This window comes from Bartonella sp. LB28NMGDW (genome assembly GCF_042194435.1).
Classification (GTDB): domain Bacteria; phylum Pseudomonadota; class Alphaproteobacteria; order Rhizobiales; family Rhizobiaceae; genus Bartonella; species Bartonella grahamii.
The window spans coordinates 311,729-329,262 of the sequence record NZ_JBHIMX010000002.1; the positions used below are offsets into that span (position 1 = coordinate 311,729).

The 17,534-nt window shown below is 38.6% G+C and carries 18 protein-coding genes; 9 read left to right on the forward strand and 9 right to left on the reverse strand.

All coding sequences use genetic code 11. The features are described from left to right. Positions 1 to 11 precede the first annotated feature (11 nt). On the reverse strand, positions 12 to 992 hold the full coding sequence (gene cobS, locus ACFIKG_RS02630; RefSeq protein WP_375651687.1) for a cobaltochelatase subunit CobS: 981 nt from the start codon (positions 990 to 992) through the stop codon (positions 12 to 14). A 200-nt stretch (positions 993 to 1,192) separates the two neighbouring features. After that, positions 1,193 to 1,813 (reverse strand): J domain-containing protein, encoded by a 621-nt coding sequence (locus ACFIKG_RS02635; RefSeq protein WP_375651688.1) that lies wholly within the window; start codon positions 1,811 to 1,813, stop codon positions 1,193 to 1,195. A 125-nt stretch (positions 1,814 to 1,938) separates the two neighbouring features. On the opposite strand from ACFIKG_RS02635, the gene ACFIKG_RS02640 reads away from it, so the two are divergent. Beyond that, positions 1,939 to 2,211 carry a BolA family transcriptional regulator gene (locus ACFIKG_RS02640; protein WP_015857043.1) on the forward strand — a complete coding sequence of 91 codons (273 nt, stop codon included), beginning with the start codon at positions 1,939 to 1,941 and terminating at the stop codon, positions 2,209 to 2,211. An 18-nt stretch (positions 2,212 to 2,229) separates the two neighbouring features. Here the strand turns inward: ACFIKG_RS02640 and ACFIKG_RS02645 are convergent, their stop codons facing one another. Further along, positions 2,230 to 3,198: a tyrosine recombinase XerC gene (locus ACFIKG_RS02645; protein ID WP_375651689.1), complete on the reverse strand. Its 969-nt coding sequence runs from the start codon at positions 3,196 to 3,198 to the stop codon at positions 2,230 to 2,232. 3 nt (positions 3,199 to 3,201) lie between these two features. Next, positions 3,202 to 4,023, reverse strand: a complete 822-nt coding sequence (locus tag ACFIKG_RS02650) for a SapC family protein (RefSeq protein WP_015857041.1) — start codon at positions 4,021 to 4,023, stop codon at positions 3,202 to 3,204. Positions 4,024 to 4,155: 132 nt separating this feature from the next. Here ACFIKG_RS02650 and rimM point away from each other — a divergent pair, with 132 nt between their 5' ends. From rimM to ACFIKG_RS02690, 8 genes are all read left to right on the forward strand, one after another. Further along, positions 4,156 to 4,713 carry a ribosome maturation factor RimM gene (gene rimM, locus ACFIKG_RS02655; RefSeq protein ID WP_375625997.1) on the forward strand — a complete coding sequence of 186 codons (558 nt, stop codon included), beginning with the start codon at positions 4,156 to 4,158 and terminating at the stop codon, positions 4,711 to 4,713. 285 nt (positions 4,714 to 4,998) lie between these two features. Next, entirely contained in the window at positions 4,999 to 5,697 is a 699-nt protein-coding gene (gene trmD / locus ACFIKG_RS02660; RefSeq protein ID WP_375651698.1) for a tRNA (guanosine(37)-N1)-methyltransferase TrmD, read from the forward strand. 209 nt (positions 5,698 to 5,906) lie between these two features. Next, positions 5,907 to 6,347 (forward strand): 50S ribosomal protein L19, encoded by a 441-nt coding sequence (rplS, locus tag ACFIKG_RS02665; RefSeq protein ID WP_375648235.1) that lies wholly within the window; start codon positions 5,907 to 5,909, stop codon positions 6,345 to 6,347. A 476-nt stretch (positions 6,348 to 6,823) separates the two neighbouring features. After that, positions 6,824 to 7,225, forward strand: coding sequence for a succinate dehydrogenase, cytochrome b556 subunit (sdhC, locus tag ACFIKG_RS02670; RefSeq protein WP_375651690.1), 402 nt, complete (start codon positions 6,824 to 6,826; stop codon positions 7,223 to 7,225). An 18-nt stretch (positions 7,226 to 7,243) separates the two neighbouring features. Continuing rightward, positions 7,244 to 7,630, forward strand: coding sequence for a succinate dehydrogenase, hydrophobic membrane anchor protein (gene sdhD, locus ACFIKG_RS02675; RefSeq protein ID WP_375625992.1), 387 nt, complete (start codon positions 7,244 to 7,246; stop codon positions 7,628 to 7,630). A 6-nt stretch (positions 7,631 to 7,636) separates the two neighbouring features. Next, a complete protein-coding gene (gene sdhA, locus ACFIKG_RS02680; protein WP_375625990.1) occupies positions 7,637 to 9,481 on the forward strand; it encodes a succinate dehydrogenase flavoprotein subunit in 1,845 nt (614 codons plus the stop codon). Positions 9,482 to 9,496: 15 nt separating this feature from the next. After that, entirely contained in the window at positions 9,497 to 10,276 is a 780-nt protein-coding gene (locus ACFIKG_RS02685; RefSeq protein WP_273723297.1) for a succinate dehydrogenase iron-sulfur subunit, read from the forward strand. A gap of 1,662 nt (positions 10,277 to 11,938) precedes the next feature. Continuing rightward, positions 11,939 to 12,082 carry a hypothetical protein gene (locus ACFIKG_RS02690; protein ID WP_375651691.1) on the forward strand — a complete coding sequence of 48 codons (144 nt, stop codon included), beginning with the start codon at positions 11,939 to 11,941 and terminating at the stop codon, positions 12,080 to 12,082. A gap of 1,345 nt (positions 12,083 to 13,427) precedes the next feature. On the opposite strand, the gene virB11 is transcribed toward ACFIKG_RS02690, so the two are convergent. From virB11 to ACFIKG_RS02715, 5 genes are read right to left on the reverse strand one after another with little or no spacing between them, the layout of a single operon-like run. After that, positions 13,428 to 14,489 carry a P-type DNA transfer ATPase VirB11 gene (gene virB11, locus ACFIKG_RS02695; protein WP_375625987.1) on the reverse strand — a complete coding sequence of 354 codons (1,062 nt, stop codon included), beginning with the start codon at positions 14,487 to 14,489 and terminating at the stop codon, positions 13,428 to 13,430. Beyond that, entirely contained in the window at positions 14,464 to 15,621 is a 1,158-nt protein-coding gene (gene virB10 / locus ACFIKG_RS02700; protein WP_375625985.1) for a type IV secretion system protein VirB10, read from the reverse strand. The genes virB11 and virB10 overlap by 26 nt, the downstream gene beginning before the upstream one ends. Then, entirely contained in the window at positions 15,621 to 16,427 is an 807-nt protein-coding gene (gene virB9 / locus ACFIKG_RS02705; protein WP_375625983.1) for a P-type conjugative transfer protein VirB9, read from the reverse strand. Before virB9 ends, virB10 begins: the two co-directional genes overlap by 1 nt. Positions 16,428 to 16,440: 13 nt before the next feature. Continuing rightward, on the reverse strand, positions 16,441 to 17,142 hold the full coding sequence (locus ACFIKG_RS02710; protein WP_375651692.1) for a virB8 family protein: 702 nt from the start codon (positions 17,140 to 17,142) through the stop codon (positions 16,441 to 16,443). Next, entirely contained in the window at positions 17,139 to 17,282 is a 144-nt protein-coding gene (locus tag ACFIKG_RS02715) for a TrwH protein (RefSeq protein WP_273791747.1), read from the reverse strand. Before ACFIKG_RS02715 ends, ACFIKG_RS02710 begins: the two co-directional genes overlap by 4 nt. Positions 17,283 to 17,534 lie beyond the last annotated feature (252 nt).

A 17,534-nucleotide genomic window follows, 5' to 3' on the forward strand; every position in this document is an offset into this window, starting at 1 on the left:
TGACAGATTCCTTAAGGCGAAACACCATGAATGAGTGATTCGGGAAGCTCTTGTCCAAAGGCGCGTTGATAAAATTCTGCAACAGTGGCACGTTCGAGTTCATCACATTTATTGAGAAAGGTTAATCGGAAGGCAAAGCCGACATCTTGAAAAATTGTTGTATTTTCTGCCCAAGTAATGACGGTACGTGGACTCATGACAGTTGAAAGATCTCCATTGATAAAAGATTGGCGTACCATATCAGCAACATGAACCATTTGTGAAATTGTCTTTTTTCCCTCAGCCGTTTGAAAAGATTTGACCTTTGAACAAATGATATTAACCTCTTTATCATGGGGTAAATAATTGAGTATTGTAACAATAGACCAACGGTCCATTTGAGCTTGATTGATCTGTTGGGTACCATGATAGAGACCGGTTGTATCACCAAGACCAATGGTGTTTGCTGTTGCAAAAAGACGAAAGGCTGGATGTGGAGAGATGACACGGCTTTGATCAAGTAAGCTTAATTTTCCAGAGGTTTCAAGAACGCGTTGGATGACAAACATAACATCGGGACGCCCCGCGTCATATTCGTCGAAAACAAGAGCAATATTATTTTGATAAGCCCATGGCAAAATGCCTTCTTTAAATTCAGTGATTTGTAAGCCATCTTTTAAAACGATAGCGTCTTTTCCTACAAGATCGATACGACTTACATGACTATCGAGATTAATGCGGATACAAGGCCAGTTGAGGCGTGCAGCAACTTGTTCAATATGTGTTGATTTCCCTGTACCGTGATAGCCAGAAACCATTACACGACGGTTAAAGGTAAAACCTGCGAGAATCGCTAAAGTTGTTTGCTGATCAAAAAGATAATCAGGATCAATATCAGGGACATGGGGGGTTTTTGTGCTAAAAGCAGGAACTTTCAGATCTGTTTCAATATGAAATAGATCGCGAGCAAAAAGTGTAATATCGGGCAAATTTTCAACGGTAAGATTTGTCATTGTGTTTCTGGAAGGGAGAGGACGCTATTTATTCATTAGAAACGATACAAGAGTTAGAGTATTTATGCAATGCTCTATAATGAGAGCCTTAGATATTGAAGGAAGATTTTTTGCGTATTCTATAATGTTTTGAAAAAAAATAATATCTTGCGCAAATAATGGTGGTCTAAATGAAAATAGGCTCATATAAGCGCGTATTTTTAGCACAAACCAGACTTTTTTAGCAAATTATAAGCATGTAAAACATCACGAAAGCGCTCTTCTGAGGCACGATTACCACCATTGGAATCAGGATGGTGCTTTTTTACCAACTCTTTATATTTCATTTTGATGTCTTCTGCTGAAGCATTTGCCTGTAGTCCCAGTGTATCAAAAGCTTTTGCTTCTAAGGGCTTTAATTTTCGTGAGAAATTATTGCTTGAATGCCGCTCCGTAAGAAGCGTGAAGGGATCGCGCATGCGATTTTGATAGGCAGCTGTTCCAGAGCGAATCTTTGCATAATTAGAAGCTGTTTTTTTCGTTGTACCATTGCTCAGATCTGTAGGCCATGTCGGACGATGTCCTGTAAGAGCATCCTTTTGAAATTTTGCGATATCTTTATTGCTAAGACCAGAGAAGTAATTAAAATTTTTATTATAGGCGCGTACGTGTTCAATACAAAAATATAAATATTGTCCTTCGTGATTTCGACCTGCTGGTGCTTTATGGGATCCTGTTTTTTCACAACCTTCCCACTGGCACTGTTGCGCTTCTGGCTCAGCTTTTTGTTTTTTATTTGAGCTTATGCGAATTGAATCGAATAATTTAGATGTTATTGTCATATTCTTGGTTTATGCAAAATTGATTAATTTTACAAGAATTGACTTTTGAAAAATTTGTTTTCACACTTAATTTTATTATGAAAAAGGTGTATTTTTGCACGTTCATTTTGTTTGAGGAATGAAAAATGTTTATAGAAACAATAATCAAGAGAAAGCTTCAGGATGCTTTTCATCCGCAAAAGCTTGAAGTGATTAACGAAAGTCATCTTCATGAGGGGCATCCTCATAATGAACATGCTTTTGATGGTAAAGGAGAAACACATTTTCGAGTGAAAATTTTATCTTCTTCTTTTTCCAATATGACACGCGTAGAAATACATCGAGCGATTTATAAAGTTTTACAAGAAGAGTTAGCTACTTGTGTCCATGCTTTGGCACTTGAGGTTGAAACACTCTAATTTTTTGATGAGACGTTTTTAGGAACGGGGATGGGCCTTTTGATAAATTTTTAACAAATGGTCTGTATCGACATGGGTATAGATTTGTGTGGTGGAAAGACTAGCGTGCCCAAGAAGTTCTTGAATCGTGCGCAAATCTCCTCCCCGTGATAAAAGATGGGTGGCAAAAGAATGGCGCAGTGTGTGAGGCGTTGCAGTTTCTGGTAAACCAAGACTTGCTCGTAAGTTGCGTACAGTTTTCTGAATAATGGCGGGTTGTAGGGGACCGCCTCGTGCTCCGCGAAATATGGGTTGGTTATCTCTTAAAGGATATGGGCAACATTTGAGATAATCTTGTACAGCTTCGTAAACAATTTTGATGAGAGGAACAAGGCGTGTTTTTCCGCCTTTTCCTGTTATAAATAAACTTGTTTTTTCAGGATCAGAAAATTGTTCTGGTGTGAGACTTAAGGCTTCTGATATTCGCATTCCACAGCCATAGAGAAGCATGAGGACAGCCGCATTACGAGCGCTAATCCAAGGTTCATTTTCTAGCTGGTTTTCTTGTTTGACTATGTGAAGTGCTGATTTGATCGCTAAAGGTTTTGGGAGCGATTTTGGGTGTTTGGGGCTTCGGATAAGTTGAGCCGCAGGGACATTGACGATTCCTTCACGTGATAGGTACTTGAAAAAAGAACGTATGCCTGCCACTCCGCGGCTTAAAGAGCGAGCACTTACATTTTTTGTACGCCGATAAGCAAGATAAGCACGCAAGTCACTGATGCGTAAATGAGTAAGATCCGTAAGGGTTGGTGTATGGCTTAAGTGTTGACAGAGAAAAGACAAAAATTGCCGCGTATCACGTTCATAGGCTTGCACTGTTTGTGCCGACATACGACGTGTTTGGACGAGACACTCTAACCAATTTTTCCTTGCGTTTAAAATTGCATGGTCTGCTGGAATGAGAGGAATATTTTTATCTTTTCTCTTGTCGTTTTTTATAGGCATTATCTAGTTGAGAGTTTCTTTCTTTTTAGATTTTTCATCGTTAGAATGACCATTCTTGTTTTGGGGTTGCTCTTCACGATTGATAAGTTGCTTTTCACCTTTGAGAGAGAGTATTTTTAAGAGATTGTGTGTTGACATCAAATGCGCAAAAATTAATCCTAAAAAGCCATTTTTATGAAGTTTGGCAAGTTGGCTTGCTGATAATTTATTCAATTTTTCTTCATCAACAACCCAAAAATGTTCTAACTGCGCTGAGAGACCTTTATCGTTTTTCACATTGATGGATTTTTGGCTTAGAAGATCCATTTCCACAAGAGCATCAATAAACTCAGAGGTTTTTTCCATGGCTATTTTAAAACTTTCAAGAAAACGAATACGTTCTTCCATAAAAGGAGAAATAGAGCCGTCGGAATTAAAAAGTTCTGTTCCTGCAACTTCATTAAACATACCTGACTGTTGATCAAAGCAAACAGAAAGTTCTTTTTCATTGCTAATTTGCGCCAGAACAAAAGGATAGCGACGGACAAAAGCAGGGACATAAGTATTGGTTTTCCAACTTTTATCAGAAGCGATATAGTCATTTTCGTCATTAGAAAGACCGACAAGAGCCGCGGATGTGTAGTGCCGTTTTTTTTGTTCATCTTCGGCGCACATAAATAAAATAGGATAGTCTAGTGCTGCTTGAAAATATTCAGTACTTGCTAAAGGAACCCAGTGAGTATCCTTGGCAAAAGACATATCACTTGGAGGAGCAAATTTTAGATTTTTATGGGAAACTTTGTTGATTGGTGTGATATCTTTGTAAAATAGCATAATATTTGCCATAAGACTTTCTCCTTTATTAATTTGTTTTTTGTTACCAAGAAAGGTCTTTTAGAAGATTGTCTCATATGGCAACAAGATTGAATAGAAAACTATAAGATTGAAGGGTTCATTTTTGAGAGATAATATTTTCGCATGAAGTATAATAAAGAAAAGCTTAAAAATAAAGTCTATCTTGCCATTATTGGTATGCCTCATGGTATAAAAGGAGATGTTTTTGTTAAAATTCTAAGTGCTGAGCCACAGCGTTTCAAGTTTTACAGCACTCTTTATGATGATATGGGGCGTTCTTATGAAATTGTAACTCTTCGCATACAAAAAAATAAGGCGATTGTACGTTTTAAAGGGGTAGAAAATCGTAATGTTGCTGAGTCTTTAAAAGGTATTCGCCTTTATGTGATGCGTGATCAATTAATTGATGATCTGGATGAGGATGAGTTTTATCAAGTTGATTTAATAGGCTTTCGTGTTCAAGACTGTGGGGGAAAAGTCTTGGGGGAAGTGTGTGGTTTCTTTAATTTCGGGGCTGGTGATTTGCTTGAAATACGTTTGAATACGGGTAAAAGAGTTCTTATTCCCTTTAGTAAGGTGGCGGTACCAGAAATTTGTATGGATTCTGGTTTTCTTGTTGTTGATCCCATGGCAGCTGGTTTAAGTGATGGGGGAGACAATGATAAAAAGGAAATAGCTTGAATCTAAAAATAAAGATGAAGGTAAAAAATAACCGATTAATTTCGTCAATAAAAAGTGGAAAGTGTGGAAATATTAAAAATGCACTTTTGAGCAGATATTGTAAGCACTTTATCTCGAGACAGTCCTGAATTTTTAGAGTCTTTTTTTAGTGGAAATGTTTAGAAGGATTGTATTGAATATGGCGCAGATCAAGGAGATTTAGATTAACGCCAGGGCGTTAAATATTTTGTTTGTGCTATTTTTGCTATTAAGAGTCTGTTTAAGAAAATAAGGATGAGAAATAAAATGAAGTTTCAGGCGCGCGTTTTAACCCTTTATCCTGAAATGTTTCCTGGTTTTTTAGGGTATTCTTTAGCAGGGCAAGCTTTAGAGCGCGGAATTTGGTCACTGGAGACAGTACAGATTAGGGATTTTGCTATGGATAAACACCATAGCGTTGATGATACACCTGCTGGTGGGGGGGCTGGTATGGTAATGCGGGCGGATGTATTGGCGGCTGCTCTTGATTTTTGTCCACAGGATTCGCCAAGATTGTTGATGAGTCCACGTGGGCGCCCTTTTGACCAAGCTTACGCGCATAGCTTGGCTCGTGATACGGGTGTAACATTAGTTTGTGGACGTTTTGAAGGGGTTGATGAGCGAGTCATAGAAGCACGAGAATTAGAAGAAGTCTCTATTGGTGATTATATTCTTTCAGGGGGTGAAACAGCCGCATTGGTTATCTTAGATGCTGTTATACGTCTTCTTCCTGGAGTGATGGGGAATGCAGCTTCTGCAAAGTGTGAAAGTTTTGAAAATGGCTTACTGGAACATCCGCAATATACACGTCCTTCTCTTTTCGAAGGGCGGGGTATCCCGCCTGTGTTGCTCTCAGGTCATCACAAAGCGATCGCAGATTGGCGTCAAAGGCAAGCCGAATTGTTAACACGTCAACGTCGCCCTGATCTTTATGCGCGTTATGATAAAAATCATCAGAAAACTTGATTCATATGATAAGGTGGTGTATTGCATGGCTCTCTTTTTAGAGAGTTTTTTATAAAAGGTTTTCTGTAGTTCCAAAATTAAAATGAAGGAATGGTGTATTCGCTCCTGTGTAAGGCATAGCCTAAAGAGCTTCTTATTCTTAATAAAGGCTTTTTTGGTAAGAGTTGAGCGCTCTGACTGTTCGATAAAGAACATGAAGGATAAAAGAAATGAATATTATCGCACAACTTGAAGCTGAACAATGTGCAAAAATTGAAGAAAAACGCCAATTTCCAGCCTTTCAGCCAGGGGATACAGTCCGTGTCATGGTGCGTGTGACGGAAGGTACGCGAACGCGTGTTCAGGCTTACGAAGGTGTTTGTATTGCGCGTTCAGGCGGTGGGTTGAATGAGACCTTTACAGTACGCAAGATTTCTTATGGTGAAGGGGTGGAACGGGTATTTCCTGTTTATTCTCCGTTGATCGAAGGTGTTGAGCTGGTGCGCCGTGGTAAAGTGCGCCGTGCAAAACTCTATTATCTTCGTGGTTTGAGAGGTAAAGCTGCGCGTATCGCTGAAAAGAGAGATTATCGGAAAAAAGCTGAAAAGGTTGTTGAGAAAGTAGAAGCAGCAGCTGTAAGCATAGATGTTGAAAAGCAAGTTGCTGAGTAGAGATTATATCGGCTAAACTTTATGCAAAAGCGGCTTTTATGCCGCTTATTTGTGTCTTTCGTGATTCGTTTTGTCTTTTAAAAGGCTTGGAGGAGACATAAAAATGTTTAATCTATCAATTTTTGCCTCTTTTTATTCTTAATCATGGGGTCAATTTAAGATATCATTGCATATATCGTGGATCCTCAAAAAGATAAGTTTAATCTGGAAAAATTCCTATTTTATATTTGAGAAAAGATGTTAGACCTTTGACGTGAAGATAAAATTGTATTAGATTAAAGCAAGTTTTGCGGATCATATCCGTGGAGTAATCGGTTTTTTTATGCGTGACCTTTAATCCGTTATTTGAGACAACCGACCTGTAGTATCGGTATCTTGAGATGCCAAACAAGTAAAAACGAGATAATATATTTAGTCGTTTTATGCGGTTTTTCTCGTTCATTGCGGTTGCAGTAAAAACCAGGTCAGGATATTTTATGACAGAGACAACTAGGATAAAAGAGCGCCCTCGTTCCCCTCATATAAGTATTTATCGTTGGACAATTACTATGGCTATGTCCATTGCACACCGCATTACGGGTATGGTACTTTATGTTGGAATGGTCTTTCTTGCTGTTTGGTTAATTGCTATTGCTTGTGGGGAGGAGACATTCAGAACGGTTCACGAGATTTATAGTTCTTGGTTTGGATTGTGTATCTTGTTTCTTTATACTTTGGCAGGGGTTCATCACATGGTTGGTGGTATTCGCCACATTGTTTGGGATATGATGCCTTGCCTTTTGGCAAAAGAAAAGGCAACAGTCACTGCTTGGGCGACAGTGTTTATCTCTCTTATTGTTACTTTTGCGATTTGGATTATTGGATATACCGTTGTTTAGCTGGGGGTGAAAAGAGATATGAAAAAAGATTTTCGAACGGAACTTGGGAAAGTACGGGGGCGTGGGAGTGCTCATGAAGGAACAGAGCATTTTTGGCTAGAACGTTTGACAGGGTTTATCAATCTACCACTTTTGATATTTTTTATTGTTCTTATTCTTTCGCTTGTGGGAAAGGACTATAGCATTGTGCGTGCAAGACTTGCACATCCTATTGTTGCTATTTTGATGGGATTGATGACTTTTTCGGTCCTTTATTATATGAAACTTGGTATGCAGGTGGTGATTGAAGATTATATTCCACGTGAAGGTTTCCGGATATTCTTTTTGACGTTAAATATTTCATTTTGTTTTCTCATAGGTGGTATCATTATTTTTTCTCTTTTGAAAATTGCATTAGGGGGTTAAACAAGTATGGCGGGTACAGGATCATCTCTGGGCGCTAAAGCAGGTAACGCCCCTTATCGCACTGTAGATCATAAATTTGATGTTGTTGTTGTTGGGGCAGGTGGTGCAGGATTACGTGCAACGCTTGGTATGGCGGAACAAGGATTAAAGACAGCTTGTATCACGAAGGTTTTTCCAACTCGCTCGCACACGGTTGCAGCACAAGGGGGGATTGCTGCATCGCTTTCAAATATGGGACCTGACAATTGGCAGTGGCATTTATATGATACCGTGAAAGGTTCTGATTGGTTGGGTGATACCGATGCAATGGAGTATTTGGTGCGTAATGCACCTGCTGCTGTCTATGAATTAGAACATTATGGCGTTCCTTTTTCGCGGACGCAAGAAGGCAAAATTTATCAACGTCCTTTTGGTGGACATACGACACAATTTGGTGAAGGTCCACCTGTTCAGCGTACTTGTGCAGCAGCTGATCGTACAGGCCATGCCATTTTGCATACGCTTTATGGACAAAGCTTAAAGCATAATGCGCAATTTTTTATTGAATATTTTGCACTCGATCTCATCATGACGGATGGGGTTTGTACGGGGGTTGTGGCATGGAATCTCGATGATGGTACAATACATCGTTTTTCTGCCAAAATGGTTGTTCTTGCAACCGGTGGTTATGGACGAGCTTATTTTTCCGCGACATCGGCGCATACCTGTACGGGTGATGGTGGTGGAATGATCGCACGCGCTGGATTGCCACTTCAGGATATGGAGTTTGTACAATTTCATCCTACAGGGATTTACGGTTCTGGCTGCTTAATTACAGAAGGAGCTCGTGGTGAAGGAGGCTATTTAATCAATTCTGAAGGTGAACGCTTTATGGAGCGCTATGCACCCTCCTTTAAGGATTTGGCTTCACGTGACTTGGTTTCACGTTGTATCACACTTGAAATTCGTGAAGGACGTGGCGTTGGACCTAAGAAGGACCATATTCATTTGGTTCTCAATCATATTGATCCTGCAATCTTGCACGAACGTTTACCGGGAATTTCGGAATCAGCACGGATTTTTGCAGGTGTGGATGTAACAAAAGAGCCTATCCCCATCTTGCCAACGGTTCATTATAATATGGGTGGGATTCCTACCAATTACTACGGGGAAGTTCTCAACCCAACGGCTGATTCGCCTGATCGTATTCAACCAGGGCTGATGGCGGTAGGAGAAGCAGGATGTGCTTCTGTTCATGGAGCTAATCGCTTGGGGTCAAATTCATTAATTGATCTGGTGGTGTTTGGTCGTGCTGCTGCCATTCGCGCGGGTGAAGTTATTGATCGGAATGCAGAAATTCCACCCATCAATGAAGAAGCTGTTGACGAAATTATAGGGCGTTTTGATCGTTTACGTTTTGCACAAGGGGCGATACCGACAGCTCTATTGCGTGAAAAAATGCAACGCACGATGCAAGAAGATGCGGCAGTATTTCGTACAGAAGATTCTTTGCAACAAGGATGTCAACGGATGAATAAAATCTGGGGGGAATTGTCTGACCTCAAAGTCACAGATCGTTCTCTGATATGGAATTCTGATTTGGTTGAAACATTAGAGCTTGAAAATCTCATGGCGAATGCAATCACGACTGTTCATTCTGCACAAGCCCGTTTAGAAAGCCGTGGCGCTCATGCTCGTGAAGATTATCCAGAGCGTGATGATAAAAACTGGCGTAAACATACGCTTTCACATTTGTCAAAAGAGGGTAAGGTGACGTTATCATATCGACCTGTCCATGTGGATCCGTTAACATCTGAAGCTGATGGTGGGATCGATTTAAAGCGCATTGCACCTAAAAAACGGGTTTATTAAGGGGAGACACGAATTATGGTACAAATTAAGCTTCCCAAAAACTCTCAAGTAAAACCGGGAAAGGTTTGGCCTAAACCTGAAGGTGCGACAAAACTGACAGAATTTCATGTTTACCGTTGGTCGCCTGATGATGAGAATAATCCTCGTCTGGATACTTATTATGTGGATCGTTCTGCTTGTGGTCCAATGATTCTTGATGGGCTTTTGTTTATTAAAAACCATATTGATCCAACTTTGACACTTCGTCGATCTTGCCGTGAAGGCATCTGTGGTTCATGTGCGATGAATATTGATGGAACCAATACATTGGCTTGTACCAAAGGAATGGATGATGTAAAACACCCCATTAAAGTCTATCCTTTGCCTTCCATGCCGGTTGTTAAAGACTTGGTTCCTGACTTGAAGCGCTTTTATGCGCAACATCGAGTCATTGAGCCTTGGTTGCAAACAGTTTCTCCTGAACCTGCAAAAGAATGGTTACAAAGTCACTCCGATCGCCAAAAAATCGATGGCCTTTATGAGTGTATTTTGTGTGCGTGTTGTCAGACTTCATGTCCAAGTTATTGGTGGAACGGTGATCGTTATTTGGGCCCCGCTGTTTTGCTTCAAGCTTATCGCTGGATTGCGGATTCACGTGATGAGATGTGTGGTGAACGTCTTGATAATTTAGAAGATCCTTTCCGCCTTTATCGGTGCCATACGATTATGAATTGTGCGCAAACTTGTCCAAAGGGATTAAATCCAGCGAAAGCGATTGCTGAAATTAAAAAACTCATGGTTGAACGCCGCCTTTGAAAATTTACTGATTGATGAAAATAAAGCGCAAGGTAGAAAATTGTATCTCCTTTTAGCAATTAAATCTCTAAAAGAAGATTGGCTGCTTATGGGGGCGCAGTAGCTATAATCATTCTAAAAGCGCAGTAATCTCTAAAAACTAACCAATCCTTGTAGGAGCAATCCTTGCAATGGCTGAGCAGAAAACTCATAGTTGAATATTACTTTGAAAATTGACCGATTAACGAACAGTAAAAAGAAAAATAGAAAATTGTGCGTGTTTTTCGTGCTTCTCGAAACTTAATCTCTAAAAATTTATTGGCTTCTATGAGGCGGTTAGCATAGTTATTATCACCTTTAATAAAGGCATTAGCCTTTCGGGTAGACGATACTTTAAATAGCGTTCTATATAAAAATAATAAAATCAATATGCCATGTGTTTTTATTTTTATTAAATTCGTATCAGAATTTGCACTTTAATGCAGATTCAATTAATCATTTTTTATAAAAAAGATAACTCTGTATAAATAGAGCACAAAAAATAAATGCTGATAAAAATATTATAACGCATGTAAATTATTCAAATGAAATACAAAGGAGTAGTCATTATGACAGTTCGTCATTTTACGATACGTTTATTATAATATCGAAAACATTGCTAATATTCAGGGATTAGGAATTTTTGATAACATCATTATATATTTAAAGGTCATATTTTTTCTTTTAAAGATTGGATTGTTAATCGCATTAAAAAACAAAATTTATAGTTCTCAAAATGGAGAACGAAAAATCCCTATCTATTGTAGAGATAGAGCATACAGTTAAAGGGGCAGTAATTTAAAACTATTGTAACATCATAGATTTAAATTCATTAAAGAGCAGATAAGACGTTTTAAAAAATATCAAATTTATAGTTTTTTCTAAAAATTTAGAAAACGGTAGTGAGAATTCTAAGAACACGTGTTGCGAATGTAGAATAAGGGATGTTTGTAGGTTCGTTTGAGTTGAATAAATTCAATCATCAAAGCAAATATGTTGTATTTTGACGAGTTTCGGAGGTTTTGATTTTATATGTTTTTATCTATAAAAACATAGAGATTTCTAGGTTTAGATCTTATTTATTATGTTTTGGTATTTATTCTGTTGTGCCATAAAACACTATCGTATTTAGGATGTGGTAATTAAAGTGGTTTGAAATCTGCTAGGCGAAGGGGCGGATTGTTTGCATATTAGTTTGTGTGTTAAGAGGCTTCGTCCTTTGAGGTGTGATAGGTGGAGTCTGTTAGCCAATTACGTAAACGAGAGAGAAATCTACGTGGACAGGTTTTTAGTCTAATCTCTCTTATATATTGTGATAGGAAATTCACCTTAATAAGGACCATGACCGGTTACAGAAAAAAGAAATCATTGCGAAAAAACAAGCGTGTTTGTTTTAAAATTTTTAATGCTTCTGATCATAAGGGCACGCGAAATCCCCTGTAGTATCACGCAGACCTTTCATATTCTCGAGCCAAGAATTGTCTATATATCCTCTTCAATCTGATCTTCACGAATTGATGTAAGAGATGGGTACGAGCACCTGTAAGAATAAGCAGACGCAAAGCCAGTTGTATCATTATTTTTGCTTTGCAGAGTGCTTGATAAAAATCTAGAACATTTCTCCAATTCATTGTCGGTTTATTAATGACTTTATGGCGTTGTTTCTCTAAAAGAGCTTTTGCTGTTGCAGCTTTTACCTATCAGATGGGAGTTAAGAGTATTACTTATCTCTCTGTTGGCATAATCTCTGAAACCGGTATACAGTCTCCTAATTTTGGGGGAATATGAAGCTGTAAAGGTGTAAACCAGTTTCCATTTTAGTTCAGTTTTATGACTTTCAAAAGCGTCTAGAGTAATGTCTTTTAAATAATAGAGATTACGCATTGCTTCACGCTTTTGTTTCTCTCGTTCTTTAAAAAGATCACAAATAAGATCACAACCCTTATGCAAAACAGAACGCCCCAAACCAAATACATTTGGCTTGTCAATTTATGCGCTTGTTTTAAAGAACCCTCTCTTTAAAGTTCCCAAGCTCATTTTGCGACAGGGCTTGTGGATGGTATAATGGTAAAGTCCCGATGAACAATATAAAATTTATAGAGCATCTCTATCTCCACACTTCATAAAAGAACAAGCTGGGCGCCGTTATACACTTTGCTAACTCCCAATGTTGCGACAGTTTTTGGCGTTTGCGACGGTTTATAAGAGGCATTTTTAGTTCTTTTTTATACAGTTTCATTCTATACGACTTTATTTACTTGTAATGTGCAAGAGACATAAAATGAGAGAATCTTACGGTACTAAGATCTTTTATCCAACATGCAAAACAATGAACACTCTTTATAAATTAATGTGATGCATCTTAAGAAGTGGGATTTTAGATCTGTGCTTTTAGGAGTTTTTGTTTTTTGAGGCGCAGAAAAGAGAACAGGAATATTCAGAGTAGAGCTTACCTTGTGTAATCTATGGATATCGTCTTTAGGATGGGGATATAAACCACGTGATATGGTTAGCAAAGCTTGTTTAAGAGAAACTTGATTGTTTACGAACAGCTGGAGGTTAAAAATCTTTCTTCGTCCGAAGAAGATGTTGATATGCAACTATACTTTTTATTACCAAATAGAATGTGGTTTATAGATGCTAAATCGAAATGATAGTTTATTTCGTATAAGCTTTTCCGTATCTGGAGATTTTTTGGTTAAAAAACATATTTATTAATCACTTGAAAATAGCACTTAGAATTTTTAAACGATAAGTTTTGGTCTTGATGACGATCATTATTTGTGATGATCGAAGTATCTATTTTACGAAGCTTTCATTGATAGGCGAATCAAAATTTATTCTTTTCTTTTGTTGAAATATTTATTTCGCAGCTATTTTTTTTGCATCAAACATACCTTTTCAAAAGATAAATGGAAAAAATGATCAAAGGTAAGAGAATAGAGAGAGCCTTATGTATATTTGGTTTTCTTGTAAAGTTGTTGTCTATTAACTTTTTTCTTCTTTTATTCATGAAGAGTGTAGAAAATCCATTGGAGAAGCAAAGAGAATAGGAAGAGTTAAATAAATAGCCGTAACAATTAGTTACGGCTATTTATTGTTTGCATCATATTATCGAGAGAGGAAGCTCCCCTTAAGCGATTTTTGATTTAGCAAAAATCGGGTCGTAAAAGACTTCAGAGAGTTTTCTATCTTTAAAAAACAACACGACGTCAACTGTTGTATAGAGAACGATTTTTATCATTTCTAACTCGAGTTGCCGGCCAACTTCTGATCTTTTAATCAAAGTGGCACATCGTTCAAATGTCTGCAAAGCGCTGTTGGCATGCGTCGTTGTAATCGATCCGGGATGACCCGTGTTTAGTGAATTGAGATATTCCCACGCTTCATTACCTCGCAATTCAGCGAGAAAAATTCGGTCGGGCGACTGACGCATACACGCATCTAGGCATTCTTCAGCTGAAACACGGCCTACATTGTTACCATAAATCATATGTACATGATTGGGATGATTGGGTAGAAAAAGCTCATGAACATCTTCAATTGTGATAATACGCTCCTCTACAGGGACCTTTTCAATTAAAGAGCGAGCAAATGTTGTTTTACCAGATCCTGTCTTGCCTGCAATAATAATGTTGCGTTTATGAAGGACGCATTCTTGTAAAAATTCAAGAATTTTTCCATCACGTTTATGTTGCAAGAGTTCAACTTCAAATGGTTCCAACCTTGTGAAGTCCTGCTTCGATAACAAGTCATTTGCTTCTTTTTTTGAAGGTTTGTTAAAACTTACATCAGAGAAATCATCAAATGCACCTTCTTCTTTGAGTTCTTCTAACGTCTTAACTATAAGAGAATGTTTGCGAATCACAAAGGAAAGAGCACCATCAACGACAGCTGGCGTTTGTATAATTGTACCACGTTGTCCACCAGGCAATAGCACATAATTAATACTTCTGGGAGCCATACCGTTATAAACGATAATAGCTGTAATGAGCGTTTGCAAAAAATTGGTTGTTAACTCTGGTACGCTATGTACTTGCCAACCCTTAAAGCTTTTCGTCCATACTTCGCAGGGGCGGCAAATCGATAATTCAGTGATCGATGGATCTTCTAAGAAACAATCAAGCGGTTGTAGAAGCTGAAAAACTGCTTGATCTTTCTGTATTGGGTTAACGTGTGACAAGACTGTAGACATCGCTGAAATCCAGATCACGAGCAACAAAAATATTTACTCGTTCGCCTTGGTTTTTGTAAAGTGTTGGTGTGATATTGATGGAATTTTGAAGGACATCGATTGCTATAGATTCAGCATTCTGATTACCTTTATTTTGTGAGTTCTCTTTATTTTCTTTGCTGATTTTACTAACTTTTCCTTTTACCCATTCTCCTAAATCACCGATAATGCTTACCATAATTGCACTACCAAATCTCTCCCAAAAGCGTCTGTCAACCCAGCCACCAATACCCGCTTCACCCAGAGGACCTGTGCCAGGTGAGTCAAGATTGACAACAACACCAGAAGGTGTTTCGATGCGTGACCATTGCACAAACACACGCGTTTGTCCTTGTTGTATGCCACTTTGGTAAAAACCAACGACTTTAGAACCACGGTCAAGCAAAACAACACGACCACTTGTGGAATAAATATCGCGTGTTAAATGACATGTCGTCATTCCGGGTTGTGATGTAATGATCTTTGTTTCTAACGTGCAATCTATTTGTGTTCCTTGCGTAATCAAAAAGTCACGGTTACGAAGTTGCGCCGCATGTGATTGACCTAAACGCACGGGCTGAAGGTTATCAAATAATCCGCCACTACCTCTATCATTATTCGATGCTTTACTATTGGTATCTGTAGATCCTTCGCTACCACCGCTGTTAAGGCTAGAACTGAGCATACGTTTGCGTGCTAATTCTTCAGAATCTTGGAGCATGTGTGGAGGAATGGCTGTTTGAAGAAGCTTACTCAAGGCCGGTGGAATATCTAGGTTTGAATCTTCAATTTGTGCTGGTTTTTCTGCTTCTTCTACAATCTTTGGCTCTTCTATAATCCGAGGGACGTAGTTTGGTATAATTTGCTGTACTATTTGTTGTGGGTTTTCTTCCTCAACTTCCACGGTATTACGCATTTTAAAAGCTTTCCAAGTCAAGGCAATCGGTATCGTTACTATGACAATAAGTCCTACCACTAACAATGCACGGGTACCTGGAATTGTCGGACGACGTTCAGAACCTAGTTCCGATCCTCCATAAGTACCTTCAATATGTTTTTGCTCGACGTTGTCCAGTTTTGTACCTTTTCCCTCTCCTTCCTTATTGTCAAACATCATTTTCCTCCTTTATTGATACGATAAACCACCGAAGATACTGTCCCTGTTGTGTTTGGTACGCCATTGGGGTCATAGGCTTCATTAAAAACAGCTAGAGCGCGTTTACCAAGCCGTATGAGCCATTTAGGATTGACCTTATGGACGGCGATAATATCATTAGAACTGCCGATAACGGTGCGTGGTATTAAGCTTTCATTGCCTTCAGCATCTACGACATAAATCGATGGCATATCCATGTTAGCGGGAAATTTGAAGTAAGTAATACGCCCATTGTCCCAAGCATTTATCGGAGCAATATCTTGGTGACCGCTCATGGTGTAACTGAGATTATAGCCATTGACGCTTTGGTGAAAACCACGTTCAATCGCAAGGCGCCGGTTGTTTTCTTCTGACTTTTCATCATTTGAATCGGGATAATGGAAAGCTAATTCATATGTTGATCCCGCACGGTCATTTCGAAATTGTAGTCGGAATTTGTAACTCCGTTTGTCAGTTACAACGATGAGATTGGTATTAGCAAGTTCTGCTTTTGGTTTAATAAAAATATGCCGCCCTTTATGAGCAAAGGCATAGGCTTCAGAATCGCCAAAGGCATGAGTGATATACTGTTCACCTTCTTCAAGAATAATATGTGTTGCCACACCAAGAACTGTTTCAATTTGAACCACATCAGCTTCGTTATATGTTATATAGCGAATGCGGTGGTCATATTGTGAATTTGATGGACTTTTGAGCGCCTGCACAGGTACTGTATAAAGAGAAGAAAACGAAGACAATAGAACAATGAACGCAAGTTTTTTCATAACAATCAATTCCTTAATCATTTAACAGTATTTCTGGGTCAGAACGGTAACTTGTTATTTGAAAACCAAGGGGGTTAAGCAATCGATCAGATGATTTCATGGGTGCACCGACATAGGTGTAACCAATTGTTGCAATCTGGTGCTGTTTTGGTCCAGTAGCAGCACCGTTGCTGTCAAGTTGCTGAGTCGTAAAACGTACAGTTGCTTGACCTAGTCCATTAAGCTGGATTGATCGTACTTTGACTGTGATACGTGCTTTATTGGAAAGCACTTTATCCCGTGCATTTTCTCCATCATAGATTTTATAATATTCTTGTTGAACAGATGCCGCACTTAAAAGTGCTGTTGTGTCATAGTTCAGTTGAATGGTATCGTAGTCGTAATTTTCACGGTTAAGCACATATTGGTTTAGCCAATATCTATCTACAACTTCACCATAGCTGGTCTCGTGTTCACGCATGATTGAGATAACATCAACCGCACCCGTCGTGTTATCAACGCGCAATACTAAGGGAGTTGGAGCTGGTTGAGAAAACCCAACGACTCCACATATCATACCGAACAAGCCAAAAAGACCAACAGTACTCGCTACACGCCATGCCGTTCTGCGCGACCTTATAAATTCATTTATAAGATCACGTTCTAAGCCACGGCTTTCTTCATAATAACTGCTAAGTTTTTCGGCTTTCACTGGTTTTACTTGTTTTGTTTTCATCTGTCTCCTCGCTTAATTTCGGCAGGGATTGTTTTATTAATAGGCACACGGTTCCTATCATTTGGCTGTTTTAGCTTTGGTGCTAATGCACAAGCCGATAAAAGGTTTGCAATCAAAATTACAAGAATGATCGACTTCATTTTAATATGACTCTTTTTATTGTTATATACATCCTGATATTTTTTGTCATTATTATTATTTTGAACATAAAGTAAAGTACGTTGTGTGTAATTATTTTACTTTTTTATTCTATTTTAATTTATGAAAACAGCTCAATTTCGGCGAATATTTTTTACTTTAGGATTGGATATCCTTGTTATTTTGTCATATGGATATTAAGGGCGTCTGTTACGGGAACCATTGCTTTTTATCTCATCTAGTTTCTATGTCTC

Excerpts from the sequence above, each read along its gene's own strand:
- cobS (WP_375651687.1), bottom strand. The coding sequence starts at position 992 with ATGACAAATCTTACCGTTGAAAATTTGCCCGATATTACACTTTTTGCT.
- ACFIKG_RS02635 (WP_375651688.1), bottom strand. The coding sequence starts at position 1,813 with ATGACAATAACATCTAAATTATTCGATTCAATTCGCATAAGCTCAAAT.
- ACFIKG_RS02640 (WP_015857043.1), top strand. The coding sequence starts at position 1,939 with ATGTTTATAGAAACAATAATCAAGAGAAAGCTTCAGGATGCTTTTCAT.
- ACFIKG_RS02645 (WP_375651689.1), bottom strand. The coding sequence starts at position 3,198 with ATGCCTATAAAAAACGACAAGAGAAAAGATAAAAATATTCCTCTCATT.
- ACFIKG_RS02650 (WP_015857041.1), bottom strand. The coding sequence starts at position 4,023 with ATGGCAAATATTATGCTATTTTACAAAGATATCACACCAATCAACAAA.
- rimM (WP_375625997.1), top strand. The coding sequence starts at position 4,156 with ATGAAGTATAATAAAGAAAAGCTTAAAAATAAAGTCTATCTTGCCATT.
- trmD (WP_375651698.1), top strand. The coding sequence starts at position 4,999 with ATGAAGTTTCAGGCGCGCGTTTTAACCCTTTATCCTGAAATGTTTCCT.
- rplS (WP_375648235.1), top strand. The coding sequence starts at position 5,907 with ATGAATATTATCGCACAACTTGAAGCTGAACAATGTGCAAAAATTGAA.
- sdhC (WP_375651690.1), top strand. The coding sequence starts at position 6,824 with ATGACAGAGACAACTAGGATAAAAGAGCGCCCTCGTTCCCCTCATATA.
- sdhD (WP_375625992.1), top strand. The coding sequence starts at position 7,244 with ATGAAAAAAGATTTTCGAACGGAACTTGGGAAAGTACGGGGGCGTGGG.
- sdhA (WP_375625990.1), top strand. The coding sequence starts at position 7,637 with ATGGCGGGTACAGGATCATCTCTGGGCGCTAAAGCAGGTAACGCCCCT.
- ACFIKG_RS02685 (WP_273723297.1), top strand. The coding sequence starts at position 9,497 with ATGGTACAAATTAAGCTTCCCAAAAACTCTCAAGTAAAACCGGGAAAG.
- ACFIKG_RS02690 (WP_375651691.1), top strand. The coding sequence starts at position 11,939 with ATGACTTTATGGCGTTGTTTCTCTAAAAGAGCTTTTGCTGTTGCAGCT.
- virB11 (WP_375625987.1), bottom strand. The coding sequence starts at position 14,489 with ATGTCTACAGTCTTGTCACACGTTAACCCAATACAGAAAGATCAAGCA.
- virB10 (WP_375625985.1), bottom strand. The coding sequence starts at position 15,621 with ATGTTTGACAATAAGGAAGGAGAGGGAAAAGGTACAAAACTGGACAAC.
- virB9 (WP_375625983.1), bottom strand. The coding sequence starts at position 16,427 with ATGAAAAAACTTGCGTTCATTGTTCTATTGTCTTCGTTTTCTTCTCTT.
- ACFIKG_RS02710 (WP_375651692.1), bottom strand. The coding sequence starts at position 17,142 with ATGAAAACAAAACAAGTAAAACCAGTGAAAGCCGAAAAACTTAGCAGT.
- ACFIKG_RS02715 (WP_273791747.1), bottom strand. The coding sequence starts at position 17,282 with ATGAAGTCGATCATTCTTGTAATTTTGATTGCAAACCTTTTATCGGCT.